This is a genomic window from Solirubrobacter pauli (genome assembly GCF_003633755.1).
In the GTDB taxonomy this organism is placed as follows: domain Bacteria; phylum Actinomycetota; class Thermoleophilia; order Solirubrobacterales; family Solirubrobacteraceae; genus Solirubrobacter; species Solirubrobacter pauli.
In genome coordinates this window covers 1193540-1219936 of the sequence record NZ_RBIL01000001.1, presented here as the reverse complement: position 1 = coordinate 1219936, position 26397 = coordinate 1193540, and the positions used below count along the sequence as shown (strand labels likewise).

Sequence of the window (26397 nt, the reverse complement as noted above, 5' to 3'; positions counted from 1 at the left end):
CCACAACCGGGCCGACGCCCCTACATTCTCGGCATGCGTGCGGCGGTCGTAGCGTTCGCCTGCGCCGTGCTCGCCATGGCGTCGCCTGCCCCTGCCCTCGCGGACAACGGGCAGCTCGTGGCCGTCGCCGGCGGCAAGCTCGTCGCCGTCAACCCCGACGGCACCGGCCTGCGCACGCTGTGGTCGCCGACCGGCGAGATCACCGGGCTGGCCGTCTCGCCGGACGGCAACAAGGTCGCCTTCTCGTACGCGGGCAACATCTCCATCTACGACTTCGCCACGCGGGAGGTCTCGGCGTTCCGGTCGCCCGCGGGCGTCCGCGACGTCGACCCGGCGTGGTCGCGCGACGGCACCAACATCGGCTTCCGGCGCATCGCCGACGGCGAGCACCGGCGGGTGCGGCTGACGCTCGGCGGCAGCGAGGCGACGTTGGGCACCTTCGCCCTCCCGCCGACGCAGTTCGCGTACGGGCCGACGTTCGAGCGCTGGGCCTACACGCTCGGAGACACGTTGTACGTCTCGAACCACCTGCTCGAGGTCGAGACCGGCGTCACCGGCGCACCCGCGTGGTCCCCGGTCCGCCTGCAGCCCGAGGACGCGCAGCTCGCCTACGTGCACGACGGCGGCCTGCGCGTGGCCGTCAGCCCGGGCGTCGCGCCGACGACCAAGCTCGACATCACCGACGGGCCGGTCGCGGCGCCGCGGTTCGCACCCGACGGCACGGCGATCGTCTATCACGCGAACGGCCAGGCGCGGATCGTGCCGGTGGCCGAGCGCGCCGCGTCGACGCCGGTCCCGGGCCTCGTCGGCGTGACCGCGGTCGACTGGCAGCCGTGCGCGGCCACGACCGTCTCCTGCTACTCGAGCGTGCCGCCGACGTGCACGACCAACGTCGCGCAGGTCAGCACCCGGGCCGACCAGCCGGTGCAGCTGCCCGCCGCGCCGTGCACCGACCCGTCCTCGCTGCCGCTCTCGTTCGTGCTCGTCAAGGGCCCGGACAACGGCACGCTCGCCGGCACCGTCTACACGCCCAACCCGTACTTCGCCGGCCAGGACACGGTGACCTACAAGGTCAGCAACGGCTACAGCGAGTCCGAGGTGATCAAGGTCACGATCTTCGTCGTGCCGCGCCCGGCCCCGGGAGCCGGTCCGCCGGTCGCGACGCCGAACCCGTCGGTCCCCGCCGCGCCGTTCCTGGCGTTGAGCGTGAAGCCGCGGCTGGACCGCAAGCGCACGACCACGGCGCGGCTCACCTGCGACCAGCCGTGCGCGTTCACGGTCCGGCTGGAGGGCAGCGTGCGCGTGAAGAAGAAGGCGAGGACGCTCAAGGGGCCGGCGCTGCGGCGGTCATTGGCACCGGGTCGCGTGCTGGCGCTCAAGCTCAAGCTGCCGAAGAAGCCGGTCGGCAAGGTCCGGACGGTGTGGATCACCGGCACGGTCCGGGGTGCGACGGGCGTCGCGCGGGCCGTGAAGCTCCCGGTGACGGTCCGGTGATCAGGCGTCGGTGGGCGGCGGTCGCCGGAGCGCTGCTCGCAGCCGTCCCGGGCACGGCCACGGCGGCGACCACGGACGGCCAGATCGTCACGATCGAGAAGCGGCCCGGGGGCGGCGAGGCGCTCGTCACCTACAACGTGCCGCTGTCGGGCCGGCACGAGGTCTACGCGGGCGGTGATCTCAGCGCGCCGCAGTGGTCGCCGGACGGCAACCGGATCCTGTTCGCCGAGGGCGGGACGATCAAGGTCTACTCGGCGGTGTCCGGCCAGGTCGCGGACGTCGTGGCCGGCAGCGCGGCGACGTGGACCGACGACGGCGCGGGCGTGACGTTCGTGCGCGGCGCCCAGGTCATCACGCGCACGTTCGCGGGCGCCGAGACCGTGCTCGAAGGCGCCGACGGCACGGGCGCGACCGACCTCGCCTGGGTCCCGGCGGGTGAGGTCCTGACGCTGCTGATCGGTGACCGCGTCGACGCGTTCATCGTGCCGGCGGCCGACCAGGGCAACGTGCTCGACGGCGTCGCCGGGCCGCTCGCGCTGGGAGAGGACGGCTCGGTCGTCTACCCGCGCCGGGTGGGCACGAGCACGTCGCTGTTCCGCATGGCGGACGACGAGGACTCCGAGGACGCGCGCGTGACCGACGAGCCGGGCGCGGCCGACACCGATCCCGACATCTCGCCGACCGGGCGGATCATCTTCACGCGGACGGTCGGCGGCCAGACGCAGCTCGGGCTGCTCGGGGCGACCGGCAAGGATCTGTCGACGTTCGGCGGCGGCCAGACCGAGCCGGACTGGCAGCCCTGCGTGGAGCTCCTCACACAGGCGTCCTGCCATTCGACGACGCCGGTGCCGGCGCGCCCCGGGCCGGAGTGCCGCCTGCTGCCGGCGGCCACGCCGCTGACGGTCACGACCGACCGCGCGTCGTCGGTCGCGTACTCGTGCTCGGCCGGGGTGGCGCGCATGGAGCTCGTCGAGGCGCCGGCGCACGGCGCCGTGACGATCGGGGCGGGCGGTCGCCGGGCGCTGACCTACCGGTCCGCCGCCGGGTACGTCGGCCCGGACACCTTCACGTTCCGGGCCGTGTCGCGCAGCGGCGGCGTGTCCGCGCCGGTGCGCGTGACCGTGGACGTCGTCGCACGCGCGCCGCGCCCCGCGGCACCGCGGCTGACCTTGACGGGCGGGAAGCTCAGGCTCGACAAGCGCGGGCGGGTGACCGTGCGCGGCACGTGCGACCGTGCGTGCATCGTGTCGCTGCGCGTGCGGGTGAAGCTCACGAGCGGGCGCGTGATCTCCGGGCGGCGCGTGCGCGCCCAGGCCGCCGCGGGCGGCGCCGTCAAGCTCAAGCTGCGGCGCGGCGCGCTTCCGCCGCGGCGCAAGGTCGCCTGGGTCCGCGTGAGCGGCAAGGCGGTCGGCGCGGACGGGCGTTCGCGGGCCGTGCTGATCAAGCTGCGCTGATCAGGTCCAGCAGCGCGTCGACCTGGGCGCGCGTCGTGCTCGGGTTGAGCAGGGTGAGCTTGAGCGCGACCCGCCCGTCGACGGTCGTGCGGCCGATCACGGCTTCGCCGGACGCGAACAGGTCGCGGTGGATGGCGACGTTGCGGGCGTCGTCGCCGACGCGGCGGAACGCGACCATCACGGTGTGCGGCGGCGCCACCAGCTCCAGCTCCGGGTGGCGCTCGATCGCCTCGCCCGCGTACTGCGTGAGGTCGAGCACCGCGTCCACCATTCCGCCGAGCTGCTTGCGGCCCCGCGTGCGCAGCGCCACCAGGACCTTGAAGGCGTCGAACCGCCGCGACGTGTCGAGCGACCGGCCGACCAGGTTCAGCTGGCCCTCGGCCTCGTCCTCCGGCCGGTTCAGATAGACCGACGCGTGGTGCACGGCGCGCAGCTCGGCGACGTCCGGCACCAGCAGCGCGCTCGCCCCGAACGGCATCCACCACAGCTTGTGCAGGTCCGCGGTGATCGAGTGCGCGCGCTCGATCCCCCGCAGCCGCCCGCGATGCGTGTCGCTGAGCGTGAGCCCGGAGCCGACGGCCGCGTCCACGTGCAGCCACGCGCCGAGCTCCTGCGCCCGGTCCGCGAGCGCGTCGAGCGGGTCGATCGCGCCCAGGTCCGTCGTGCCCGCCGTGCCGACGATCGCGATCACGTCCTGGCCGTCCGTGAGGTCCCGCAGCGCCTCGACCGACATCCGTCCGTCCGGCTCGGTGGGCACCGCGATCACGGCGTCGGTGCCGAGCCCGAGCAGCGCGGCCGAGCGGCGGATGCTGTCGTGCGACGTCGCGCTCGCCGCGATCCGCCACCGGTTCTGCGGCACCCCGTGGGTACGTACGTCGTCGCCCGCCCGGTCCCGCGCGAGCAGCAGCCCGAGCAGGTTCGACGCCGTCCCGCCCATCGTCATCACGCCCGACCCGCCCGGGAAGCCGTGCAGCTCCGCCAGCCGCGACACCAGCGCGTCCTCCACGAACGTCGCCGCCGGCGACGCGTCGAACGCGTCCATCGACTGGTTCGTCACGCCGACCGCCAGCTCCGCCACCGCCGCCTCGATCAACGGCGCGGGATGCAGGTGGGCGACGCAGTTCGGGTCCCCGAGCCGGATCCCGCCCTCCAGGATCGGCGCGAGCTCGTTCAACACGGCGTCGAGCGAGGCGCCGTCCTCGGGCAGCGGGTCGATCGCGGCGACCTGGCTCGCCAGCTCTGTCGGGTCGAGCGGGCTGCGCGGCCCGGGGGCGCTCAGCGCGCGGATGACCGCCTCGGTCATCGCGATGCTGGCGTGGCGAAGGTCGGCGTGGGTCCTCGGGTCGGGTGTGACGAACATGCGTTGCAGAAGTGTGACGGTGGGCGTGGAGCGCACCCGCGCGAGCGAGTCGTCAGTTGCTGTCGAATAGCGACATCAAGTGACGGACGGCCGGGGCGGTCAGTGCAGCGCCTTGGACGTCCTCGACGCCGCGGCCGCCCGGCGCCACTCACCCGCGGCGCGCCGCTCGCGCCAGACCAGCACGCCCACGCCGACCGCCAGCAGCGCGCACGCCACCAGCGCCCACCAGTTGAAGGTGACGAACGCCGGGAACACCCCGACGACGGGGCCCCAGGGTGCGTCGCTGTCGACCTCCAGCCAGCCGGGGATGTCGGTCAGCCAGAGCAGCCACGCGGTGCCGCCGAGCGTCAGCAGCGCGAGGACGGCCGCGACAGGGCGCGGCACGTGCCGGACGCCCCACGCCGACAGCGCGGCCAACGCCGGCAGCACGGCGACCATCGACACGCCCGCGAACGCGTTCCCGGCCCGCAGCGGACCGGCGGCCAGCAGGGCGGTCACGACGAGCTGCGCGCCGATCATCGCCAGCAGCAGGCCCGCGGTCGCCTCGGCCTCGCGGCGCGCCGGGGCGACGCGCGCGAGCTGGTCGCGTCGTGAGCGGTACAGCAGCCAGGCGGCGAAGAACGCCAGCGCGATCAGCGGCGCCCAGCGCAGCAGGCCGACGTCACGGTCGAGCCAGACGCCGACGACCCGCGGGACGCGCTCGAGGTACTCCAGCGGCGTGTCCGGCAGCGCGGCGGTGCTCGCCGACCGCGGGGTGATGCCGCCGTAGAAGCGGTCGTTGACGGTGGCGTAGAAGACGAGAGAGCCCGCGAGCGCCTCGCCGGCCACGAGCGCGGCGAAGCGGCGGCGCTCGCGCAGCGTCCACACCACCAGCGCCCAGGCCACCACGACGCCCGGCGCGAGATAGCTCCAGCCGAGCCAGGGCAGCCCGGCGAGCAGCAGCGCGCCGATCGCCACGTAGCGGCGGCGCGGCCGTTCTCGCACCGCCAGCGCGCAGAGCGCCGCCCCCGACAGCAGGACCGCGGCCGCGACGCCGGGCGTGACCGTCGTGGAGGCGGCCACGGCGGGGGGTGAGAGTGCGACGAGGCCGACGCCGACGGTCGCCCACGGCTCAGGCACCATCCGCCGCGCGAGCGCGGCGGCCAGCACGAAGGCGAGGGCGAGCATCGCGATCATCTGCCACTGGACGGCGCGGGCGCCGCCGAGCGCGTACGCGGGCGTGATCAGCACTGCGAAGCCGACGCCGTGCGGCTCCACGAGCCGCCCGCCCACGACCCGCCCGTCGGTGGTCAGGTTCTGCGGGTACCAGGCGGCGTAGGAGCGCGCGGCGTACTCGTCGGTGAGGTCGACGTCCCGGTCGGACACGAGCGACTCGGCCGCGAGCAGATGGTGCGGCTCGTTGCCCGCGTAGTCGAGCCCCGGCTGCGCCGGAACTCCGAGGGTCGCCGCGTAGACGGCGACCAGCAGAATCCACAACCCTACGAACCTCACACGCACCCATGATGGCGGTGGCGCGGCGCGGAAGACCTCAAGGATTCCTAAGCCCGCCCGATGACGTTGGCACATGCCCACTCTTCGCCTCCGCCGCACGCTCGGGCTCAAGCTCGGCCTCGCGTTCACCGCCGTCCTCGTCGTGATGCTCGGCTCGATCGCGCTGGTCCTCGTGAAGGCCGCGCACGCGGACGACGCGTACGAGCGCGCGATCGGCTGGCAGGAAGCGATCGCCGGCGCCGCCCACCAGGCCGCCGGCACGCGCCAGCAGCAGGCCGCGCAGGCCCTCTACGTCGCCACCGGCGACGACCGCTACAAGGCCGAGTGGGAGCAGGGCGTCAAGATCGCCGAGCGCAACGCCGCCGCGGTCGAGAAGCTCAACGACCCGACCGTCACCCAGATCGCGCAGACCGCGACCGACGCCGACCGCAAGCACGACGCCGCCGTCAACGAGGAGCTCTTCCCGGCGATGGCACGCGGCGACAGCGCCGCCGCGCACGCCGCGCTCGCCCGCGCCGACCGCTTCGTGCGGATCCCGCTCCAGGCGCAGGAGAAGATCGAGGCCTACGTCAGCAACCGCCAGAGGGAGGACGTGGCCGCGGCCAAGGCGGCGTCCGCGTCCGCGCGCCGCTTCGGCATCCTCGCCGCGCTGCTGGCGACGCTGCTCGCCGGCGCCGTCGTGCTCGTCGTCAGCCGCGGCATCCGCCGCTCCGCGACCGACGTGCTCGACCGCCTCTCCAGCCTCGAGACGCAGGACGCCGCCGAGCTGCAGCGCGCGCTGGACGCCGTCGCGGCGGGTGACCTCACGCAGTCGGTCCACGCCGACACGCCGGCGATCGCCAACCCGGGCACGGACGAGATCGGCGACATCGCGCGCGCCACCAACGGCATCCGCACCCGCCTGCACGCCTCGGTCGACAGCTACAACGGCATGCGCGGCCGGCTCTCGACGCTGATCGGCGAGGTCGCCGGCTCCTCCAGCTCGGTCGCCGAGACCTCACGCCACATGGCCGCCAGCTCCCAGGAGACGGGCGCCGCCGCGAGCGAGATCGCGAGCGCCGTCAGCGAGGTCGCCCACGGCGCCGAGCGCCAGACGCGCAGCGTCGAGCTGGTCCGCGCCACCGCCGAGGAGGCCGCGGCCGTCGCGCGCGAGAGCGTCGAGCGCGCCCACGCGGCCGCCCGCGCCGCCGACGAGGCCCGCGACGTCGCCCGTGACGGCGCGCGCACCGCCCAGGACGCCTACGACGCCATGTCCGGCGTGCAGTCCTCGACCCAGGACGTGACCGCCGCGATCCGCGACCTCGCCGCGCGCTCCGAGGAGATCCAGGGCATCGTCGGGACGATCTCCGCGCTCGCCGAGCAGACGAACCTGCTCGCGCTCAACGCCGCCATCGAGGCCGCCCGCGCGGGCGAGCAGGGCAGGGGCTTCGCGGTCGTCGCGGAGGAGGTCCGCAAGCTCGCCGAGGGCTCCTCCACCGCCGCCGGCTCGATCGCCACGCTGATCTCGCAGATCCGCGCGGAGACCGACCGCGTGGTCGACGTCGTCGAGGCCGGCGCCGAGCGCACCGAGGCCGGCGCGCGCACGGTCGAGCGCTCCCGCGCGGCCTTCACCGCGATCGAGCACGCCGTCGTCGACGTCAACCGCCGCGTGAGCGAGATCGCCGCCGCGGTCGAGCGGATCTCCGCCGGCACGGGCCGCATCCAGGCCGACGTCGTCGAGGTCGCCGCCGTCGCCGAGCAGTCCTCGGCCAGCGCCGAGGAGGTCTCCGCCTCCACGCAGGAGACCTCCGCGTCCACCCAGGAGATGGCGGCCTCCGCCCAGGAGCTGGCGGTCACCGCGCAGCGCCTGGACGGCCTAGTCGCGACCTTCCGAACCTAAAGCGACCTAAAGGGGGCTGACCCCTTTAACTCGCTTTAGGCGCCGCGGGCGAGCTCGACCAGCGTGCGCACGCCGAACCCGGCGCCGCCGTTGGGCGTATACGGCTTCTTGTTGTCGTACGCGGTGCCCGCGATGTCCAGGTGCGCCCACGGCGTGTCCCCGGCGAAGCGCTTGAGGAACTGCGCGGCGGTGATGCCGCCCGCGCCGCGGTCCGCCGGCGAGTTGACGATGTCCGCGTAGCGGCCCTTGATCTGCTCGTCGTACTCGACGTGCAGCGGCAGCCGCCAGTTGAGCTCACCGGCGCGCTGACCCGCCGACTCGACCGCGGCGGCCCAGGCGTCGTCGCTCGCCAACAGGCCCGCGTAGGTCTTGCCGAGCGCGACGACCATCGCGCCCGTCAGCGTCGCGAGGTCGATCAGGCGCTCCGCGCCCAGCTCGATCGCGTGCGTCAGGCAGTCGGCCAGGACGAGCCGGCCCTCGGCGTCCGTGTTGTTGATCTCGATCGACACGCCGGACTTGGAGCGCACGATGTCGCCGGGCTTCATCGAGCGACCTGACGGCAGGTTCTCGGTCGCGCCGATCACGCCCGCGACGCGCACGGGCAGCTTCAACGCCGCGATCGCGCCGACCGCCTCCAGCACGGCCGCGCCGCCGGACATGTCGAACTTCATCTCGTGCATCTTCGCCGCGGGCTTGATCGAGATCCCGCCGGAGTCGAAGGTCACGGCCTTGCCGACGTAGCCGAGGACCGGGCCCGTGGCGCCCTCGCCGTCGTAGCGGACGGTGATCAGCCGCGCGTCCTCGTAGGAGCCCTGCGCGACCGCGGCGAAGGCGCCCATCCCCGCCGCGCGGATGCCGGCCCCGTCGAGCACCTCGACGCTCACGCCCTCCAGCTCGGAGGCGCGCTCCGCGAGCGCCGTCGGCGTGAGGACGTTGGCCGGCCTGTTCTGCAGGTCCCGCGCGCGGTTGACGAAGCCCGCCACGGTCGCGGCGGCCGTCGCGTCGAGCGCATGGTGCGCGGACAGGATCAGCGCCTCGATCCCGTCGGACTCGGGCTCCTTGAACTCGCGGTAGGTGTAGGCCGCGAGCAGGGTGCCCTCGACGAGGCCGGCGACGTGGGCGTCGCCGACGTGGTGCGGAACCTCCCAGCAGAGCGTCTTGGTGCCGAGCTCCTTCGCGCGCCCGACGACCGCCGCGGCCGCGACGCGCGCCCGCTCCGGGTCGAAGTCGGACCGTCCGCCGAGGCCGACGATCACGTACCGCCGCCCTTCGGCGTGCGTCACCGCGAGCTTGCGCAGCCCGCGCTTGGCCTCGCCGCTGTCCACGAGCGCCTGCAGGCCGCCCCCGTGGTCATGCGCGATCCCCTCGTCCTCGAAGACGCCGACGACGATCGTGTCGGCATCGGTGGCGGTGGGTGCGTCAGTGGTGGATGTCACGCGCATAGAACGCGCACGTTAATAGACTCGCTCCATGGCCCGAACCGTGATCCTGAGCAGTGCTCGCACGCCGATCGGCAAGCTCGGCGGCGGTCTGTCCACCCTTCCCGCCACCCACCTCGGCGGTGTCGCGATCCGCGAGGCGCTGGACCGCGCGGACGTCGCGCCCGAGCAGGTGCAGCACGTGGTCATGGGCACGGTGCTCCAGGCCGGCCAGGGGCAGATCCCGAGTCGCCAGGCGCAGATCGAGGCCGGCATCCCGATCGAGGTCACCTCCGAGACCATCAACAAGGTGTGCGCCAGCAGCGTGCGCGCCGTGGGCATGATCGACCAGGCCGTGCGGGCCGGTGACCTCGACGTCGCGGTCGGTGGCGGCATGGAGTCGATGTCGCAGGCGCCGTACCTGCTGCCGGGCGCCCGCGGCGGCTTCCGCATGGGCGACGTGCAGGCGCTCGACGCGATGGTCCAGGACGGCCTGCGCAACCCGTTCACGGGCAAGCAGATGTTCGAAGAGGCGACCGAGATCGGCGACGAGCTCGAGATGACCCGCGCCGACCTCGACAAGTGGGCGCTGCGCAGCCACGAGCGCGCGATCGCGGCCACCGACGAGGGCCGTCTCGCGGACGAGATCGTCGCCGTCACGGTGCGCGGCCGCAAGGGCGACACCGTGGTGGACACCGACGAGGCGCCGCGCCGCGGCTCGACCCTGGAGGCGCTGGCCAAGCTTCCCGGCCTGACCAAGGGTGGCTCGCACACGGCCGGCAACTCGCCGGGCGTCAACGACGGCGCCGGCGCGCTCGTGCTGGCGTCGGAGGACTGGGCCGAGCGCAACGGCAAGGACATCCTCGGCACGATCATCGCCCAGGCGGCCGTGGCCGACGAGTTCGCGTGGCTCGCCCGCACGCCCGCCAACGCGGCGATCAAGGCGCTCGACAAGGCGGGCCTGCAGCCCGGCGACATCGACCTGTGGGAGATCAACGAGGCGTTCTCGTCGGTCGCCCTCAACAGCACCCGCATGCTCGGCATCGACGAGGCGCGCGTGAACGTCAACGGCGGCGCGGTCGCGCTCGGGCACCCGATCGGCGCGTCCGGCGCGCGGATCATCGGCGCGCTCGTGCTCGAGCTGCGCCGGCGTGGCGGCGGCTACGGCTGCGCGGCGATCTGCTCCGGCGGTGGCCAGGGCGACGCCATCATCGTGCAGGTCTGACTTGACGGAGCGGCCACACATCCTTCCCCCGCCGCCCGGCGGGGGAGCGATCAAGCGCGAGGGTGAGCGCGGCGCCGCGTTCTTCGACCTGGACCGGACGCTGATCGCCGGCTCGTCCTCGTTCCAGTTCGGCCGCGTCGCGTACAAGGCCGGGATGCTCTCGCGCCGGGACCTCGCGCGCGACGCCTACGAGAACCTCAAGTTCCGCCTGCAGGGCTCGACGGACGCCAGCACCGACCTGGTGCGCGAACGGGTCGGGAAGATGCTCGAGGGCGCGAAGGTGCGCGACCTGCAGCGGCTCTCCGGACCGGTCCTGGCCGGCGTGCTCCCGCGCCTGTACCCGCGCATGCTCGAGCTGGCGTACGAGCACCAGGACGCGGGCCGCCCGATCTTCATCTGCACCGCCGCGGCGCAGGAGATGGCCGAGCTGCTCGCGATCGTGCTCACGTTCGACGGCGCGGTCGGCTCGGTGGCCGAGGTGGTCGACGGCGTGTACACGGGCCGCGAGGGCGGGCCGTTCAACTACCGTGAGGGCAAGGCGCAGGCGCTCCGGGAGCTCGCCGAGCGCGAGGCCATCGACCTCGCCGCGAGCTACGCGTACAGCGACAGCGAGTCCGACCTGCCGATGCTGCGGCTCGTCGGCCATCCTGTGGCGGTCAATCCCGACAAGGAGCTCGCGCGGGTCGCGCGCGAGGAGGAGTGGGAGATCATGCGCTTCGAACGACTGGGCCGCAAGCTTCGAGTACTCGGCGCCGCCGCGGCGGTGGCCGGCGGTGCCGCGGCGGCACGGGTGGCGGTCCGATGAGCCTGCACGAGCTCACCGACGACCAGCGCGAGATCCGCGAGCTGGCCAAGCGCTTCGCGGACGAGCAGGTCGCGCCGCACGCGGCCCGGTGGGATCGCGAGCACCACTTCCCGCGCGAGCTGTTCGCCGAGCTGGGCGAGCTCGGCCTGATGGGCGTGTGCGTGCCCGAGGAGCACGGGGGCGCGGGCGCCGACTTCCTCACCTACATGCTCGTGCTCGAGGAGCTCTCGCGCGCCGACGCCGGCGTCGGCGTGACCGTCGCCGTGCACACCAGCGCGGGCACGCTGCCGATCCTCAACCACGGCTCGGAGGAGCAGATCGCGCGGCTCGTCCCGCCGCTCGCCAGCGGCGAGGAGCTGGCCGCGTTCGCGCTCACCGAGTCCGGCTCGGGGTCCGACGCGAGCGCCATGCGCACCCGGGTCGCCGACGACCGGATCTCCGGCGCCAAGCAGTGGATCACCAACGGCAGCTTCGCGAGCACCTTCATCGTGTTCGCGAAGGAGGGCGACCGCGCGTCGTCGTTCCTCGTCCGCGCCGGCGCCGACGGCTTCGCGGTCACGCGTGAGGAGGAGAAGCTGGGGCTCAACTCGAGCTCCACGGCGGACCTCGCGTTCGAGGACACGCCCGCCGAGCGCCTGGGGGAGCCCGGCAACGGCATGCGCGTCGCGCTGCGCACGCTCGACGGCGGCCGGATCGGGATCGCCGCGCAGGCCGTCGGCATCGCCCAGGCCGCGTTCGACACCGGCACCGCCTACGCCAAGGAGCGCAACGCGTTCGGCGGGCCGATCGCGCGCTTCCAGGCCATCCAGCACAAGCTCGCGGACATGCAGACCGAGATCGAGGCCGCCCGCGCGCTCGTCTGGCGCGCCGCGCGCCTGAAGGAGGCCGGCAAGCCGCACACCGTCGAGGGCGCGCAAGCGAAGCTGTTCGCCTCCCGCGTCGCCCGCCACCAGACGGGCGAGGCGATCCAGATCCTCGGCGGCTACGGCTACACCAAGGAGTTCCCGGCCGAGCGCTACTACCGCGACGCCAAGGTCACCGAGATCTACGAGGGCACGAGCGAGATCCAGAAGCTCGTCATCGCCCGCGCCATCCTCGGCGAAGCCATGCGCGACTGACGCGGCACGCCGTCCTGTGGGGTTTCTCCTACCCCCAGACGCGACGCTGAGGCATAGGCTCGCGCTCACATGCGCTGGGCCATCGTCACCGCCTGCCTGATCGCCGCGACGATCGGCGTCGCGCTGCTGTTCCAGGCGCCGGACGTGACGCGGCTGCCGCCGGGCGGTGTCGCGGTGCTCTACCTCGGCGTGGCGATCGCGTGGGGCTTCGTCGCGGTCGGCGCGTACGCGCACGCGCGCCGCCCGGAGAACCACACGGGCCGGCTGATGGTGATGACCGGGACGTTCGTCGCGCTGACGGGCCTGCAGTTCTTCGACGCGCCGCTGCCGTTCGCGATCGGCGCGCTGTTCGACACGGTCTCGATCTCCGCGCTGGTGCACCTGCTGATCGCGTTCCCGTCCGGACGGGTGGAGGGGAAGTGGCCGCGCCGCGCGGTCGGCGCCGCCTACGCCGCCGCGGTGCTGCAGCTCCCGCAGCTGCTCGTGACGACGTGCGACGACTGCCCGTCCGGCAATCCGTGGGTCGTCGTCGACAGCCACGTCCTGTCGACGCTGTTCTCGGTCCCGCAGGTGTCGCTGCTGCTGTTCATGCTCGTCACGACGCTGCTCGTGCTGATCGGTCGCCGTCAGACCGCGGGCCCGCTGCTGCGCCGCGGCCTGGAGCCGGTGCTGCTGCTCGGCGCGGTGATCCTCGTGCTCGGCGTCGCGACCGTGTTCTCGATCACCTTCGAGTCCGACCTGACGCAGGCGCTGCAGATCGCCGCCTTCTCGGCCTTCGCGCTCGTCCCCGCCGCGTTCCTGCTCGGCCTCGTCCGCACGCGGTTCTTCCGCACGGCCGCGGTCGGCCGCGTGATCGAGCGCCTCAGCCTCGACCCGCGCGGGGTGCGCGACGCGCTCGCGACCGAGCTCGGCGACCCGACGCTCGACGTCCTCTACTGGGTCGACGGCGGCTACGTCCACCGGGACGGCCGCCCCGCCACCCCGGACCAGCCGCTCACCGAGATCGACCACGAAGGTCGCCGCGTCGGCGCGCTGACCCACGGCCCCGCGCTCGCCGAGGAGCCGGACCTGCTGCGGGAAGCCGCGGCGGCGGCAGCGCTCGCGCTCGAGAACCAGCGGCTCGAGGTCGAGCTGCGCGCCCGGCTGGAGGCGCTCCGCGCGTCGCGCGCCCGGCTCGTCGAGGCCGGCGACGCCGAGCGCCGGCGGCTCGGCCGGGACCTGCACGACGGCGCGCAGCAGCGGCTCGTCGCGCTGATGATCGAGCTGCAGCTCGCGCGCGAGCAGTTCGACCGCGAGCCCGACACCGCGAAGGGACTGATCGACAGCGCGTTCGCCAACGCGCAGGAGGCGGTGCACGAGCTGCGCGACCTGGCGGCCGGCATCCACCCCGCGGTGCTCAGCCAGCGCGGCCTGGACGCCGCGCTCGAGTCGCTCGCCAGTCGCTCGACGGTGCCGGTGGAGCTGCGCTCCGCCCTCACCGAGCGACTGCCCAGCCCGGTCGAGACCGCCGCCTACTTCGTCGTCGCGGAGGCGCTCACCAACGTCGCCAAGTACGCGAACGCCACCCACGCCCAGGTCGACGTCCGGCGCGAGAACGGCCACGCCGTGATCGACATCCGCGACGACGGCGTCGGCGGCGCCGATGTCGCCACCGGCTCCGGGCTGCGCGGCCTCGGCGACCGTGTCGGCGCCCTCGACGGCGCCCTGGAGATCACCAGCCCGCCCGGCGCCGGCACGCTCATCCGGGCCCGCATCCCCACCTAAAGCAACCTAAAGGGGTCTGACCCCTTTATCTTTCTTCAGGCTCGGCGAAGGAACTCGAGCACGGCCAGCACGCGGCGGTGGTCCTCGGTGCCCGAGGCCACGCCGAGCTTGGTGAAGATCGAGGTGACGTGCTTCTCGACGGCGTGCGGGGTGACGACGAGCTTCTCCGCGATGCCCTTGTTCGAGCGACCCTCCGCCATCAGCTCCAGCACCTCGCGCTCGCGCGGCGTCAGCGAGTCGACAGGGTCGTCGCGACGGCGCCGGCCGAGCATGTGCGCGACGACCGTCGGGTCGAGCACGGACCCGCCCGCGGCCACGCGGCGGACGGCCTCGGCGAAGCCCGCGAAGTCGGTGACGCGGTCCTTGAGCAGGTAGCCGACACCCTCGGCGTTGTCGCCGATCAGGTCGACGGCGTAGCGCTCCTCGGCGTACTGCGAGAGCACCAGCACGCCGACCGCGGGCTGGGACGCGCGGATCTCCAGCGCCGCCCGCAGGCCGTCGTCGGTGTGGTCGGGCGGCATCTGCACGTCGACGATCGCGACGTCCGGCTTGTGCGCGGACACCTTGCGCAGCAGGTCCGGCGCGTCGGCGGCCTCGGCCACGACCTCGAAGCCCGCCGTGCCCAGCAGGCTCACGATCCCCTGGCGCAGCAGCGCCTGATCTTCTCCGATGACGATCCTCAAGGTGGCCCCAGCAGCTCGACGAGACGCGGCGATGCTAACTCGGCCTTGCCGACGAAGCCACGCGCCCCCGAACCCGCCAGTGCGTCGCCGAGCTCGTCGGCGTCCAGCGTGGAGACGACGACCACGGCGGCGTCGCCGAACGCCCCCGCGGCCGACAGGCCGTCGCCGTCGGGGAGGTTGACGTCCAGCAGCACGCAGTCCGGGCGCAGCTCGCGCGCCGCGGCCAACCCGCCGGCGACGCTGTCGGCCACGCCGACGACCTCATAGCCGCGGGCGCTGAGCAGCACCCGGGCCGTCGCCCGGAAGGCGGCGGAGTCGTCGACGACGAGGACGGAGCGCGGCATGCCGTGGAAGTTAAACGTCCAGGACGTTCAAGTTCGGGGGGTTTACCGGAGACTTGCGGTGAGGGGCAGGTCGGCGCGCAGCGTGGTGCCCAGCCCCGGCGGGGAGTCGATGTCGAGCCGGCCGCCGAAGGCCTCGACGCGGTCGGCGAGGCCGCGCAGGCCGCTTCCGCCGCCGGGGTCGGCACCGCCGAGGCCGTCGTCGGCGACCTCGATCAGCGCGTGCTCGTCGGTGCGCGTGATGCTGACGCGCACGAGCGTCGCCCGCGCGTACTTGGCGACGTTCGTCAGCGCCTCGCTGACGACGTAGTACGCCGCCGCCTCGACCGGGCCGGGCAGCCGCTCCTCCAGCTCCACCGTGAGCTCCACGGGCACCGGCGCGCGGTCGGCGACGGCCCGCACCGCCGGCTCGAGCCCGCGCTCGGTGAGCACGGCGGGGTGGATGCCGCGGGCCAGCTCGCGCAGCTCCTGCAGCGCGTGCGACAACTCCTCGCCGGCACGGGCGAGGTCGTCGTCGTCCGGATGCCGGCGCGCGGCCATCCGCAGCATCAGCGCGAGCGAGACGAGCCGCTGCTGCGCGCCGTCGTGCAGGTTGCGCTCCAGGCGGCGGCGCTCGGCGTCGCCGGCCTGGACGATGCGGGCGCGCGACGCCGCGAGGTCCTCCCGCGCCTGCGCGTTCGCGAGCGCCTGCGCGGCCAGCTCGGCGAAGTACGCGATCCGCTGCTCGGCGCTCTCCGGGAACGGCCCGGCGCTCATCGCGGAGACGATCACCGCGCCCCACAGCGAGCCGCCGAGGAACACCGGCGCGGCGACGACGGCCTGGACGCCGTAGTCGCGCATGATCTGCGCGAGGTTGCCCTCGGCGCGCGCGTAGGAGTCCATCCGCGCGGCCTGGCCGGTGCGCCACACGCGCGTGACCGCCGTGTCGCCGTCGAGCGGCATCCGCGTCCCGTGGCCGAGCACGTGCTCGGGCCGTTGCGCCCAGCCGCCGACGATCTCGCCGGCACGGCCGTCGGGGTCGAACCGGAACATGTGCGCGGTCTCCGCTTCCAGCAGCTTGCCGACCTCCTCGCTGAGCAGGTCGAACAGCTGCGCCGGGTCGCTGAACGCGGCCACCGCGGTGGCCACCCGCCGCAGCGCCGCCTGCTCGTCGGCGAGCCGGTGCAGCGCCGCCTCGGCCACGTTGCGCGCGGTGAGGTCGCGCAGGTAGCCGTAGAAGACGCGCTCGCCGGGGATCTCCGGCCGCGTGACCACCAGCTCGACGGGGAACTCCGTGCCGTCGCGGCGCATCGCGGTCAGCTCCACACGCCGGCCGACGATCGGCCCGCGCCCGGTCTTCAGGTAGCGCACGAGCCCGTCGCGGTGCGCGTCGCGCAGCGTCTCCGGGATGATCAGCGCGGCCAGCTCCTGGCCGAGGATCTCCTCCGCCTTGTAGCCGAACGTGCGCTCGGCGGCGCGGTTGGCCGACAGCACGAAGCCGTCGTCGTCCATCGTGAACACCGAGTCGAAGGCGACGTCGAGCATCGCCTGGCGGCGCGCCTCGAACTCGCGCATCCCTCGCTGGGCCTTGCAGCGCTCGACGAACTGCGCGACCTGCACGCCGACGCTCTCCGCCGCCGCCAGCAGGTCGTCGTCGGGCGGTGGCGTCGGCACGAGCAGCTCGCCCACGCCCGCGATCGGGATCGCCAGCGTCGCCCCGTCCCAGCGCAGCTTGTGGCCGTCGAGGCTGCGGTGCAGCGTGCCCGGCAGCCGCGCGAACGCGGTCTCCTCGTCGGGTGAGGCGAGCGCGGCCGTGACGGCGCGCAGCAGCTCAGCCGGCCGCAACCGGGATCTCCGCGCGCACCGTCGTCCCGGCGCCGAGCGGGCTGTCGATCTCCAGCCGGCCGCCGAGCGCCTCGACGCGGTCCGCGAGCCCCCGCAGGCCGCTGCCGCGCCCGGCCGCCGCGCCGCCGACGCCGTCGTCGCGCACGACGATCAGCGCGAGCCCGTCCGCACGCTCCACGCCGACCGTCACCCCGGTCGCGTGCGCGTACTTGGCGACGTTCGTCAGCGCCTCGGCGACGACGTAGTAGGCGGCCGCCTCGACCGGGTCCGGGAGACGCTCCTCCAGGTCCACGCTCAGCGCGACCGGGATCGGCGCGCGGTCGGCGACGGCCCGGACGGCCGGCTCGAGCCCGCGCTCGCTCAGGACCGCCGGGTGGATGCCGCGCGCGAGCTCGCGCAGCTCGGTCAGCGCGTGGCCGAGCTCCTCGCCCGCGCGGACCAGGTCGATGTCCTCCGGGTGCCGGCGAGCGGCCAGGCGCAGCATCAGCGCGAGCGAGACGAGCCGCTGCTGCGCGCCGTCGTGCAGGTTGCGCTCGAGGCGGCGGCGCTCGGCGTCGCCGGCCTGGACGATGCGGGCGCGCGACGCCGCCAGGTCCTCCCGCGCCTGCGCGTTGGCGAGCGCCTGGCCGGCGAGCTCGGCGAAGTTGGTGATCCGCCGCTCGGCGCCGGCCGCGAACGGCTCGCCCGCCCCGCCGGAGACGATGACGGCGCCCCACAGCCGGCCCTCCAGGAAGATCGGCCCGGCGACCGCGGAGTGATGCCCGAGCGCGCGCAGGCTCGCGGCCAGCTCGCCCTCGAGGTCGTCGTAGCTGTCGACGCGGGCGGGCGCGCCGGAGCGGTAGACGCGGGCCGACACGCTGTCGCCCCCGAGCGAGACGGTCGCGCCCACCTCGTGCACGGCGATGTCCGTGTCGTGCCAGCGGGCGAGCACGGTCGCGGTCTCGTCGTCGTTGAAGCGGATCATGTTCGCGCTGGGCGCGCGCAGCAGCCGGCCGACCTCCTCGGTGACGACCGAGAACGCGTCCCGCGGGTCGCTCTCGGTGGCGATCGCCGTCGCGACCCGGCGGAGCGCCGCCTGCTCGGTCGCCAGGTGGCGCAGTACGCGCTCACGCTCCTCGGCCTCGGCGACGTTCGCGGCCACCGCGTGCTGGGCGCGGCAGCGCTCGGCGAAGTGCGACATCAGCAGCCCGAGGCTGTCCAGCGTCGCCCGCAGCGACTCGTCCGGCTCCAGGTCCGCGGCGAAGCTCATGACACCGATCCGCGGCACCTCGAAGCTCACGCCGTCGCCGGGCGTCTCGGGCGGCGTGCCCCACGCGTAGGCGCGCCGGAGCGTCGCCCGGGCCACGGGCAGCCACATCCCGCCGCCGGTCGCGCCGAGCGACTCGCCGAGCGTCGCGAGCAGCGCCGGGTACGCGTCGGACTCGTTGTCGGCGGCCGCGAGCGCGCGCACGACCGCATGCCCCGTGCGGAGCAAATGCGCAGCGTCGAGTGACTCGTGAGCGGGCACGTGCGCCGACGAGTCTGTCGCATTCGCGGTGTCCGGGGCAACTGCGGCGCTCCGCGACGCATACGAGGACTTCCTCGTATTACGCTTGCGCCCATGGCACGCAAGATTCGCGTCGTCGTGGCCAAGCCCGGTCTCGACGGCCACGATCGCGGCGCGAAGATCATCGCGCGCGCGTTACGAGACGCCGGCATGGAGGTCATCTACACCGGCCTCCACCAGACCCCTGAGCAGATCGTCGAGACGGTCCTGCAGGAGGACGCGGACGCCGTGGGGCTCTCGATCCTCTCGGGCGCGCACATGACGCTCGTCCCGCGCGTGATCGAGCTGCTGCGCGAGCAGGATGCCGGCGACGTCGTGGTCACCGTCGGGGGGACGATCCCCAGCCAGGACATCCCGGAGCTCAAGGCGCTCGGCGTCGCCGAGGTCTTCACGCCCGGGGCGCCCACGCAGGCGATCATCGACTTCATCGAGGGCTCAGTGACCGACCGCACTTGAACTGTACCGTCCAGACGGTACAGTTGGTGGCATGAAGACCATCAAGATCGCTGCTGCCGCCTTCTCCTCCATCGTCGGCTCCTTAGCCTTGCTGGGAGTCAATGACTCCCACGACCGGAACTAGAGACCGCCTCCTCGACGCCGCCGGCACCGTCGTCCATCGCGACGGTGCGCAGGCGCTGACGCTCGACGCGGTCGCCAAGGAGGCGGCCGTGTCCAAGGGCGGCCTCCTCTACCACTTCAAGTCCAAGGCCGACCTCGTCCAGGCGATGGTCGATCGCTGGCTGAGCCAGTTCGGCGCCGAGATGGAGGCGGCCGACTCGGCCTTCGTCCGCGGCTACGTCAAGGCGAGCACGCCCGATGAGCACGAGCTCGGGATGCTCGCCGCGCTGGTCGCCGATCCCTCCCTGCTGGTCGCGGTGCGCGAGCAGTACGGCATCTGGCAGGATCGCGTCCAGCGCGAAGGCCGCGACCCAGTCGACGCCACCGTCGCGCGGCTCGCCGCGGACGGGCTCTGGCTGGCTGAGCTCCTCGGCATGGGGCCGCCGACCGGTGAGCTGCGAGAGCGGGTACTCGAACGTCTGTTGGACCTGGCCGAACCGCACGATTGACTCGCGAGTCAACCGGCTACGATGGCGTCAGAAAGTCTGAGTTCCGAGGAGTTGAGCCTGTGAAGATCTGCGTCCTGGTCAAAGAGGTGCCGGACGCCGCCGTCGAGAAGCGCATCAACCCCTCGACGGGGCGGCTGGACCGAGGCGGGGAGAAGAACCTCAACCCGTTCGACACGCACGCCATCGAGGCGGCCATGCAGCTCAAGGAGGGCGGCGCCCTCTCGATCGACGAGGTGGTCGCCGTCACGATGGGGCCCGAGAGCGCCAAGCGCGCGCTCACCAAGGCGGTCTCGCTCGGCGCCGACCGCTCGGTGCACCTGAGCGACGACGCGCTCGCGGGCTCGGACGTGAACGGCACGGGCTACGCGCTCGCGCAGGTGCTCGCCTCCGAGAACCCGGATCTCGTGCTGCTGGGCCAGCAGTCCGACGATGGCGAGTGCTACACGATCGGCGCCGTGGTCGCCGACCACCTGCAGATGCCGTCGCTTACGCAGGTCATCAAGATCGACGTCGAGGGCGGCGCGCTGCGTTGCGAGCGCCAGGCCGAGTACGGCTACGACACCGTCCAGGTGGAGCTGCCGGCCGTGATCTCCGTCGGTGACGCGATCAACGAGCCGCGCTACCCGTCGCTGAAGGCGATCATGGGCGCCAAGAAGAAGCCGCTGGAGACCAAGGCCGCCGGCGACGTCGGCATCGAGGCCGGTCGCGTCGGCTACGACAACGCGCGCGCCCACTGCAGCGAGTTCGCCGCGCCGCCCGCCAAGGCCGCCGGCCAGATCATCGAGGACGAGGACACGAACGAGACGGTCGAGAAGATCGTCGCGTGGCTGGACGAGAGGAAGCTCCTGGCATGAGCGGCATCCTGGTCTACGCGCTGCACTACGAGGGCGCGTTCAACAAGAACTCGCTCGGCGCGGTCTCCGAGGGCGCGCGCCTGGCGCAGCAGCTCGGCACCGAGTGCCACGCGATCGTCATCGGCGAGGGCGTGTCGGACGACCTCGCGGGGCAGCTGGGCAACTACGGCGCCTCGAAGGTCTACCGCGTCGAGGGGCCCGAGGGCCTCGCGCAGCCGGTCGTGGACGCCATGGAGGCGGCCATCGCCGCCGGTGGCCACGAGTACGCGCTGTTCGGCGGCGGCCTGCTCGGCTTCGAGATCGGCGCCGGCCTCGCCGCGCGCCTGGACGCCGGCGTGTGCATGGAGGTCACCAGCGTGCGCGTGGAGGAGGGCAAGCTCGTCGCCGAGCGCCCGATCCTGCAGGACTCGCAGATCTCCTCGGTGCACTACCGCTCGGGCGTCGGCGTGATCATCGGCCGCCTGAACGCGTTCGAGGTCGCCGAGACCGGCGGCACGGCCACCGTCGAGGACCTGCCGGTCGAGTTCAAGGCGCACAGCCTGAAGGCGAAGATGGTCCAGCGCGGCGAGCAGCGCGGCGCGGACGTCAACATCGAGGACGCCGACGTCCTCGTCGCCGGGGGTCGCGGCCTCGGCAAGAAGGAGGGCTTCGACGCGCTCGAGGAGCTCGCCGGCGCGCTCGGCGGTGCCGTCGCGGCGACGCGTGCGGTGGTCGACGCGGGCTGGTACTCGTACTCGGCGCAGATCGGCCAGACGGGGAAGACCGTGTCGCCCAAGCTCTACCTGGCGGCGGGCATCTCCGGCGCCATCCAGCACAAGGTCGGCATGCAGGCGAGCGAGAACATCGTCGCCATCAACAAGGACTCCAACGCGCCGATCTTCGAGTTCTCCGACCTCGGCATCGTCGGCGACCTGAACAAGATCGTGCCCAAGCTCACCGAGGCCGTGAAGGCGAAGAAGGGCGCGTAGCGTGAACCGCGCCCCCAGCGAGTTCCCGCCGCCGGTCGACTCGGCGGCGGAGTTCGTCGGCCCGCCGACGGACGATCCGGACGAGCGGATCGAGGTCGGCGTCGCGATCGTCGGCGGCGGGCAGGCCGGGCTGGCCTGCGCCATCCGCCTGCTGCAGCTGCTGGCCGACGACGAGGAGCTCACCGAGCGCCTCGGCGAGGTGCCCGTGGCCGTGATCGAGAAGGGCCGGGTCGCGGGGGCGCATCAGCTCTCGGGCGGGGTCATGAACCCGAGCGCGATCCGGGAGCTGCTCCCGGACGACGACTCGTGGCCGCACTACGGCGAGGTCAAGCGCGAGACGGTGTACTTCATGCCGAACCGCAAGCGCGCGGTTCCCTTGAAGCCGACGCCGCCGCCCTTCAGGAACCACGGCAACTACGTCGTCTCCGTCGCCGAGCTCAACCGCTGGCTGGGCGAGAAGGCGGAGGAGCTGGGCGCCTACATCCTCACCGAGACCACGGGCGACAAGCTCCTGGTCGAGGAGGGCAAGGTCGTCGGCGTCCGCACGGGCGACAAGGGTCGCGACAAGTCCGGCGGCGAGAAGGGCAACTTCGAGCCCGGCAGCGACGTGATGGCCCAGGCCACCGTGCTCGCCGAGGGCTGCTGGGGGCACCTCACCGGCGCCGCCCTGAAAGCGCTCGACCTCGCGCCGAAGGACCCGCAGGTGTGGGCGCTCGGCGTCAAGGAGGTGTGGGAGGTCGAGCAGCCGTTCGACAAGGTCGTCCACACGCTCGGCTGGCCGCTGCGCGCCGGTGCGAAGTGGCAGGAGTTCGGCGGCTCGTGGATCTACGGCATGAACCGCGAGGGCGAGACGCCGAAGGTCTCGATCGGCTTCGTCACCGGCCTCGACTGGACCGACGCGCGCTTCTCCGTCCACGACGTGCTGCAGGAGTTCAAGCTGCACCCGCTCGTCAAGAAGATCCTCGGCGATGGCAAGCGCGTCGCCTGGGGCGCGAAGGCGATCCCCGAGGGCGGCTACTGGGCGATGCCCAAGCTGCACGCGCCGGGCATGGTCATCGCCGGCGACGCGGGCGGGATGGTCAACGTGCCCAAGCTCAAGGGCATCCACTACGCGATCGAGTCGGGCCGGCTCGCCGCCGAGACCATCTACCAGCAGCTCAAGGCCGGCTCGTCCGACTTCAAGGGCTACGAGGACGCGGTCTACAAGTCCAAGATGGGCCAGGAGCTCTACGAGTCGCGCAACATGAAGCAGCCGTTCGGCAAGGGCCTCGTCGTCGGCGGCGCGCTGACGAACGCGATGGTCCTCACCAAGGGCCGTTTCCCGGGCGGGCACTGGCCGACGCACCGCGACGCCGAGGCGCCACTGCGCTACTCGGGCCGCGAGGAGCGCTATCCGAAGCCGGACGGCAAGTACACGTTCGACAAGCTGAGCGGCGTCTTCCTGACCGGCAACGCGACCCGCGACGACGCGCCGTCGCACATCAAGATCCAGCAGCGCGTCCCGCGGGAGGTCGCCGACGCGTGGACCTACATGTGCCCGGCCGGCGTCTACGAGGTGCCCGAGGACGCGCCGGCTGAAGGGATGGTCGACCTGATCGTCAACCCCTCCAACTGCGTCCAGTGCGGCGCGATCACCGCCAAGGGCGGCCGGCTCACCCCGCCCGAAGGCGGAGACGGACCGGTCTACCAGATCACTTAGCGAGCCTGGCGCGGTCTCGTCCTCCGGATCTGGGAGGATGCCGCCTCCTTCGGCGCGGCAGGGGGCCGCGCCGGCTCGGAGGGGAGACACCCATGCAGTTCACGCTTCGGCGGTCCCTGGCCGCTGCGACGACGGTGCTGGCCGTCGCCGCGGGTTCGACGCTCGCGGCTCCGGCGTCCAACGCCGCCTGCTCGACCACCGTCTTCATGCAGGTCGCGACGAAGAAGATCGGCGCGTCGACGCTGCACCTGTACGAGAACGGCTGCAAGAACCAGTACAAGGGCGAGATCTCCGGCGGCCTGGCGGGCTCGAAGGTCAAGCTGCGCATGAACGACGGCAAGGCCACCGACTGGTACAAGCAGCCGTCCGCCGGCGTGCCGGCGAAGACGATCGCGCTCTACGCCGGCTCCACCGTCACGCGCGTCTACGTCGACGGCTACGAGGTCACGAAGTTCGGTCCCGTCACGGGTACGCTGACCTTCGCGCGCTAGTCACCAGCCGAGCGTGCCTGCTGGGCCCTTGAACGGGCCCACCAGGTCGCTGGTGATCCAGCCGCCGTAGAAGTCGCTGTCCTGGGCCTCGACGCGCTCGTCGTCGAGGTAGGCGGCGTCGACCCGGGCCGGGTAGAAGGCGATGTGGCCCTTGAGGGCCTCGTAGCCCGGCGAGGGGTCGTGGTAGGTCCAGGCGACCGGGCGCTCGTCCGAGCGGGTCGCGGCGTAGAAGTAGTGCGCGCGGCCCTTGAACTCACACCAGCTGGTGCGCTTGCGGCTCGGCACGAGCCACCCGTCCACGACGTCGTGGGGCGGGATGTAGATCACCGGCGGGTGGCTCGTCTCCAGCACGCGCAGCGCACGGGTGGAGTCGGCCACGACCTCGCCGTCCAGCTCGACCCGGACGCGCCGCTCGCACGGCACGACCGCCGGCGGCCGCGGGTAGTCCCAAACACGTTCCATACATCACCAGTACGCTTCCGGGGATGACACGGCTCATCCGGGGTGGGCGGGTCGTCACCGCCACCGACGCGTTCGACGCGGACGTGCTCATCGACGGCGAGGCGATCGTCGCGGTCGGCACCGGCCTGTCCGGCGACGAGGAGATCGACGCCTCTGGCTGCCTGGTCCTGCCGGGCCTGGTGGACAACCACACGCACCTCTCGATGCCGTTCGGCGGCACCTGGAGCTGCGACGACTACGACACCGGCACGGCGGCCGCCGCCGCGGGCGGCACGACGTCGATCGTCGACTTCTGCATCCAGTACGTCGGTGGGTCCTTGAAGGACGCGCTGGCCGAGTGGCACGGCCGCGCCGACGGCGCGGCGCACATCGACTACGGCTTCCACTGCGCGATCACCGACGCGCGGCCCGAGGTCGTGGCCGAGATGGAGCAGTGCGTCGCCGAGGGCGTGACCTCGTTCAAGGTCTTCATGGCCTACAAGGGCGCGCTGATGGTCGACGACGAGCAGTTCATCGCCGTGCTCGAGCAGACGGGCAAGACCGGCGGGCTCGTGATGGTGCACTGCGAGAACGGCGACGCGGTCGTCCGCTACCAGAAGGAAGCGCTCGAGCGCGGGGACACCGACCCGAAGTTCCACGCGTCCACGCGGCCGCCCGAGGTGGAGGGCGAGGCGACGTCGCGCGCGATCCGGCTGGCGGAGTGGACGGGCCGGCCGCTGTTCGTCGTGCACGTCACCTGCGAGGAGGCGGTCAAGGAGATCCAGGCCGCGCGTGACCGCGGGCTGCCGATCTTCGGCGAGACCTGCATCCAGTACCTCTACCTGACCGTCGAGGACCTGGACCGCCCCGGCTTCGAAGGGGCCAAGTACGTCTGCTCCCCGCCGCTGCGCGAGGCCTACAACCAGCACGTGCTCTACCAGGCGCTGCGCCAGGGCGCGCTCCAGGGCATCAGCACCGACCACTGCCCCTTCAACTTCAAGGAGCAGAAGGAGCTCGGCCTCGGCGACTTCACGAAGATCCCGAACGGGCTCCCCGCGATCGAGCACCGGCTGACCCTGCTCTACGACCGCAGCGTCCGCGAGGGCCACATGGACATCGTCGACGTCGTCCGCCACGGCAGCTGGGGCCCGGCGCGGATCTTCGGCCTCGACAAGAAGGGCGCGATCGCCCCGGGCTTCGACGCGGACATCGTCGTCTTCGACCCCGAGGTCAAGCACACGATCAGCGCGGAGACGCACGTCATGAACGTCGACTACGACCCGTTCGAGGGCTGGGAGGTGCAGGGCAAGCCCCGCTTCGTCTTCTCCCGCGGCGACACGGTCTACGCCGACGGCCAGGTCGTCTCCGAGCCCGGCCGCGGGCGCTTCCTCAAGCGGTCGCTGTTCGAGCCGGCGCTGGGCTGAGCCTCATCTTCCGCGGTCAGCCTCGTACGCATGCGAGTGCTGATCGCGGACGACCATCCGCTGTTCCGAGATGGGCTCGCACGCGCGGTGAACGCGCGCTTCGAGCTGGTCGGGCAGGCCGCGGACGGGCGGGAGGCGCTCGCGGGGATCCGCCGCCACGCGCCGGACGTCGCCGTGGTGGACCTGCGGATGCCCGGGCTCTCCGGGCTCGAGGTGATCGGCCGCTCCTCGGTGCCGGTGCTGGTGCTGTCGGCAGCGACGGACAGCGCGCTCGTGTACGCGGCGGTCGCGGCCGGCGCGGCCGGCTACTTCTCCAAGGACGCCGGGCGTGACGCGATCTGCGACGCCATCGCCGCCGTGGGGCGCGGAGAGCACGTGCTCGACCCGAGCCTGCAGGCGGGGCTGTTCGGCGAGATCCAAGGCCGTGAGCTCGACGGTGAGCGTCCGCTGCTCAGCGACCGCGAGCGCGAGATCCTCGACCGGATCGCGGCGGGCAAGACCGCGCCCGCGATCGCCCAGGAGCTGTACTTGAGCACGGCGACGGTCAAGACGCACCTCGCGCACCTGTACGAGAAGCTGGGCGTCGGCGACCGCGCGGCGGCCGTCGCGGAGGCGATGCGGCGCGGCCTGTTGGAATGACGACCCGCACGCGCGTCCCCGCGCCCGGCGCGGAGTCGATCCGCAGCTGACCGCCCGCGCTGCGGACGCGCTCGGCCACCAGCGCCAGCCCGAGGTGCCCGGCCGCGGGCGCCCCCGCGAAGCCGCGGCCGTCGTCGGTGACCTCGAGCACCACGCGGTGCGCCTCCGCGTGCCGGGTGACGTTGGTCAGCAGCTCGCGCGCGACGCTGAGCAGCACGTCGTCGCCGGCCGGAACCGGCTCGCGCGGACCGTCCGCGAGCGCGCCGCGCAGGTCGGCGATCGTGGCGCGCAGGATCGTGCGCGCCCGCTCGACGTCCCCGGCCGCCAGCTCCTGGTCGGCCACGATCAGGTTCTGCACCGGTCCGTCGTGCAGCCAGGCGGCGAGCGAGCTCATGGTTCGAAGATGCCGCGC

24 protein-coding genes are annotated in these 26397 nt (G+C 73.0%); 15 read left to right on the top strand and 9 right to left on the bottom strand.

Annotation, left to right across the window (positions count from 1 at the left end; genetic code table 11):
• Positions 1–33: 33 nt before the first annotated feature.
• A complete protein-coding gene (locus C8N24_RS05670; RefSeq protein WP_147447651.1) occupies positions 34–1494 on the top strand; it encodes an Ig-like domain-containing protein in 1461 nt (486 codons plus the stop codon).
• Complete coding sequence (locus C8N24_RS33300; RefSeq protein ID WP_147447650.1) at positions 1491–2948, top strand: Ig-like domain-containing protein; 1458 nt, start codon at positions 1491–1493, stop codon at positions 2946–2948. The genes C8N24_RS05670 and C8N24_RS33300 overlap by 4 nt, the downstream gene beginning before the upstream one ends.
• On the opposite strand, the gene C8N24_RS05660 is transcribed toward C8N24_RS33300, so the two are convergent.
• Both C8N24_RS05660 and C8N24_RS05655 read right to left on the bottom strand, forming a co-directional pair.
• A complete protein-coding gene (locus C8N24_RS05660) occupies positions 2935–4308 on the bottom strand; it encodes a pyridoxal phosphate-dependent decarboxylase family protein (protein ID WP_121248842.1) in 1374 nt (457 codons plus the stop codon). The genes C8N24_RS33300 and C8N24_RS05660 overlap by 14 nt on opposite strands.
• A gap of 99 nt (positions 4309–4407) precedes the next feature.
• Positions 4408–5784, bottom strand: a complete 1377-nt coding sequence (locus tag C8N24_RS05655) for a serine/threonine-protein kinase (protein ID WP_121248840.1) — start codon at positions 5782–5784, stop codon at positions 4408–4410.
• Between the two features lie 88 nt (positions 5785–5872).
• Here C8N24_RS05655 and C8N24_RS33690 point away from each other — a divergent pair, with 88 nt between their 5' ends.
• Positions 5873–7678 (top strand): methyl-accepting chemotaxis protein, encoded by a 1806-nt coding sequence (locus tag C8N24_RS33690; RefSeq protein ID WP_121248839.1) that lies wholly within the window; start codon positions 5873–5875, stop codon positions 7676–7678.
• Positions 7679–7713: 35 nt separating this feature from the next.
• On the opposite strand, the gene C8N24_RS05645 is transcribed toward C8N24_RS33690, so the two are convergent.
• A complete protein-coding gene (locus C8N24_RS05645; RefSeq protein WP_121248837.1) occupies positions 7714–9120 on the bottom strand; it encodes a leucyl aminopeptidase family protein in 1407 nt (468 codons plus the stop codon).
• 28 nt (positions 9121–9148) lie between these two features.
• On the opposite strand from C8N24_RS05645, the gene C8N24_RS05640 reads away from it, so the two are divergent.
• The 4 genes from C8N24_RS05640 to C8N24_RS05625 all read left to right on the top strand — a co-directional run bounded on the left by C8N24_RS05640 (position 9149) and on the right by C8N24_RS05625 (position 14008).
• Positions 9149–10321: an acetyl-CoA C-acetyltransferase gene (locus C8N24_RS05640; protein WP_121248835.1), complete on the top strand. Its 1173-nt coding sequence runs from the start codon at positions 9149–9151 to the stop codon at positions 10319–10321.
• A gap of 1 nt (position 10322) precedes the next feature.
• Positions 10323–11126 (top strand): HAD family hydrolase, encoded by an 804-nt coding sequence (locus C8N24_RS05635; protein ID WP_121248833.1) that lies wholly within the window; start codon positions 10323–10325, stop codon positions 11124–11126.
• The gene (locus C8N24_RS05630; protein ID WP_121248831.1) at positions 11123–12244 is read left to right on the top strand and encodes an acyl-CoA dehydrogenase family protein; all 1122 of its coding nucleotides are present in this window, start codon (positions 11123–11125) and stop codon (positions 12242–12244) included. Before C8N24_RS05635 ends, C8N24_RS05630 begins: the two co-directional genes overlap by 4 nt.
• A gap of 69 nt (positions 12245–12313) precedes the next feature.
• Entirely contained in the window at positions 12314–14008 is a 1695-nt protein-coding gene (locus C8N24_RS05625; protein ID WP_121248829.1) for a sensor histidine kinase, read from the top strand.
• Positions 14009–14043: 35 nt separating this feature from the next.
• Here C8N24_RS05625 and C8N24_RS05620 read toward each other — a convergent pair whose 3' ends face one another.
• The 4 genes from C8N24_RS05620 to C8N24_RS05605 are packed head-to-tail and all read right to left on the bottom strand — an operon-like array spanning position 14044 to position 18330.
• Positions 14044–14691 carry a response regulator transcription factor gene (locus tag C8N24_RS05620; RefSeq protein WP_121248827.1) on the bottom strand — a complete coding sequence of 216 codons (648 nt, stop codon included), beginning with the start codon at positions 14689–14691 and terminating at the stop codon, positions 14044–14046.
• Positions 14688–15035 (bottom strand): response regulator, encoded by a 348-nt coding sequence (locus C8N24_RS05615; protein ID WP_121248825.1) that lies wholly within the window; start codon positions 15033–15035, stop codon positions 14688–14690. The genes C8N24_RS05620 and C8N24_RS05615 overlap by 4 nt, the downstream gene beginning before the upstream one ends.
• 42 nt (positions 15036–15077) lie before the next feature.
• Positions 15078–16856 (bottom strand): PAS domain S-box protein, encoded by a 1779-nt coding sequence (locus tag C8N24_RS05610; protein WP_121248823.1) that lies wholly within the window; start codon positions 16854–16856, stop codon positions 15078–15080.
• Positions 16843–18330 carry a GAF domain-containing sensor histidine kinase gene (locus tag C8N24_RS05605; RefSeq protein WP_121248820.1) on the bottom strand — a complete coding sequence of 496 codons (1488 nt, stop codon included), beginning with the start codon at positions 18328–18330 and terminating at the stop codon, positions 16843–16845. The genes C8N24_RS05610 and C8N24_RS05605 overlap by 14 nt, the downstream gene beginning before the upstream one ends.
• Before the next feature lie 126 nt (positions 18331–18456).
• On the opposite strand from C8N24_RS05605, the gene icmB reads away from it, so the two are divergent.
• From icmB to C8N24_RS05575, 6 genes are all read left to right on the top strand, one after another.
• Positions 18457–18858, top strand: a complete 402-nt coding sequence (gene icmB, locus C8N24_RS05600) for a coenzyme B12-dependent isobutyryl CoA mutase small subunit (protein WP_121248818.1) — start codon at positions 18457–18459, stop codon at positions 18856–18858.
• A gap of 101 nt (positions 18859–18959) precedes the next feature.
• Positions 18960–19469, top strand: coding sequence for a TetR/AcrR family transcriptional regulator (locus C8N24_RS05595; RefSeq protein WP_121248816.1), 510 nt, complete (start codon positions 18960–18962; stop codon positions 19467–19469).
• A gap of 59 nt (positions 19470–19528) precedes the next feature.
• Positions 19529–20323, top strand: a complete 795-nt coding sequence (locus C8N24_RS05590; RefSeq protein ID WP_211339848.1) for an electron transfer flavoprotein subunit beta/FixA family protein — start codon at positions 19529–19531, stop codon at positions 20321–20323.
• Positions 20320–21291: an electron transfer flavoprotein subunit alpha/FixB family protein gene (locus C8N24_RS05585; RefSeq protein WP_121248813.1), complete on the top strand. Its 972-nt coding sequence runs from the start codon at positions 20320–20322 to the stop codon at positions 21289–21291. The genes C8N24_RS05590 and C8N24_RS05585 overlap by 4 nt, the downstream gene beginning before the upstream one ends.
• A gap of 1 nt (position 21292) precedes the next feature.
• Positions 21293–22990, top strand: a complete 1698-nt coding sequence (locus tag C8N24_RS05580) for an electron transfer flavoprotein-ubiquinone oxidoreductase (protein ID WP_121248811.1) — start codon at positions 21293–21295, stop codon at positions 22988–22990.
• Between the two features lie 92 nt (positions 22991–23082).
• Entirely contained in the window at positions 23083–23481 is a 399-nt protein-coding gene (locus tag C8N24_RS05575; protein ID WP_121248809.1) for a hypothetical protein, read from the top strand.
• On the opposite strand, the gene C8N24_RS05570 is transcribed toward C8N24_RS05575, so the two are convergent.
• Entirely contained in the window at positions 23482–23943 is a 462-nt protein-coding gene (locus C8N24_RS05570; RefSeq protein ID WP_121248807.1) for a DUF427 domain-containing protein, read from the bottom strand.
• Between the two features lie 23 nt (positions 23944–23966).
• Here C8N24_RS05570 and hydA point away from each other — a divergent pair, with 23 nt between their 5' ends.
• Positions 23967–25346, top strand: coding sequence for a dihydropyrimidinase (hydA, locus tag C8N24_RS05565; RefSeq protein WP_121248805.1), 1380 nt, complete (start codon positions 23967–23969; stop codon positions 25344–25346).
• A 30-nt stretch (positions 25347–25376) separates the two neighbouring features.
• Positions 25377–25985 (top strand): response regulator transcription factor, encoded by a 609-nt coding sequence (locus tag C8N24_RS05560; protein ID WP_121248803.1) that lies wholly within the window; start codon positions 25377–25379, stop codon positions 25983–25985.
• Here the strand turns inward: C8N24_RS05560 and C8N24_RS05555 are convergent.
• Positions 25891–26379 (bottom strand): sensor histidine kinase, encoded by a 489-nt coding sequence (locus tag C8N24_RS05555; protein ID WP_121248801.1) that lies wholly within the window; start codon positions 26377–26379, stop codon positions 25891–25893. The genes C8N24_RS05560 and C8N24_RS05555 overlap by 95 nt on opposite strands.
• Positions 26380–26397: the final 18 nt, after the last annotated feature.

Bases quoted from the DNA above. Each gene is read 5' to 3' on its own strand.
- C8N24_RS05670 (WP_147447651.1), top strand. From the start codon at position 34: ATGCGTGCGGCGGTCGTAGCGTTCGCCTGCGCCGTGCTCGCCATGGCG.
- C8N24_RS05660 (WP_121248842.1), bottom strand. From the start codon at position 4,308: ATGTTCGTCACACCCGACCCGAGGACCCACGCCGACCTTCGCCACGCC.
- C8N24_RS33690 (WP_121248839.1), top strand. From the start codon at position 5,873: ATGCCCACTCTTCGCCTCCGCCGCACGCTCGGGCTCAAGCTCGGCCTC.
- C8N24_RS05645 (WP_121248837.1), bottom strand. From the start codon at position 9,120: ATGCGCGTGACATCCACCACTGACGCACCCACCGCCACCGATGCCGAC.
- C8N24_RS05640 (WP_121248835.1), top strand. From the start codon at position 9,149: ATGGCCCGAACCGTGATCCTGAGCAGTGCTCGCACGCCGATCGGCAAG.
- C8N24_RS05630 (WP_121248831.1), top strand. From the start codon at position 11,123: ATGAGCCTGCACGAGCTCACCGACGACCAGCGCGAGATCCGCGAGCTG.
- C8N24_RS05625 (WP_121248829.1), top strand. From the start codon at position 12,314: ATGCGCTGGGCCATCGTCACCGCCTGCCTGATCGCCGCGACGATCGGC.
- C8N24_RS05615 (WP_121248825.1), bottom strand. From the start codon at position 15,035: ATGCCGCGCTCCGTCCTCGTCGTCGACGACTCCGCCGCCTTCCGGGCG.
- icmB (WP_121248818.1), top strand. From the start codon at position 18,457: ATGGCACGCAAGATTCGCGTCGTCGTGGCCAAGCCCGGTCTCGACGGC.
- C8N24_RS05595 (WP_121248816.1), top strand. From the start codon at position 18,960: ATGACTCCCACGACCGGAACTAGAGACCGCCTCCTCGACGCCGCCGGC.
- C8N24_RS05585 (WP_121248813.1), top strand. From the start codon at position 20,320: ATGAGCGGCATCCTGGTCTACGCGCTGCACTACGAGGGCGCGTTCAAC.
- C8N24_RS05575 (WP_121248809.1), top strand. From the start codon at position 23,083: ATGCAGTTCACGCTTCGGCGGTCCCTGGCCGCTGCGACGACGGTGCTG.
- C8N24_RS05570 (WP_121248807.1), bottom strand. From the start codon at position 23,943: ATGGAACGTGTTTGGGACTACCCGCGGCCGCCGGCGGTCGTGCCGTGC.
- hydA (WP_121248805.1), top strand. From the start codon at position 23,967: ATGACACGGCTCATCCGGGGTGGGCGGGTCGTCACCGCCACCGACGCG.
- C8N24_RS05560 (WP_121248803.1), top strand. From the start codon at position 25,377: ATGCGAGTGCTGATCGCGGACGACCATCCGCTGTTCCGAGATGGGCTC.
- C8N24_RS05555 (WP_121248801.1), bottom strand. From the start codon at position 26,379: ATGAGCTCGCTCGCCGCCTGGCTGCACGACGGACCGGTGCAGAACCTG.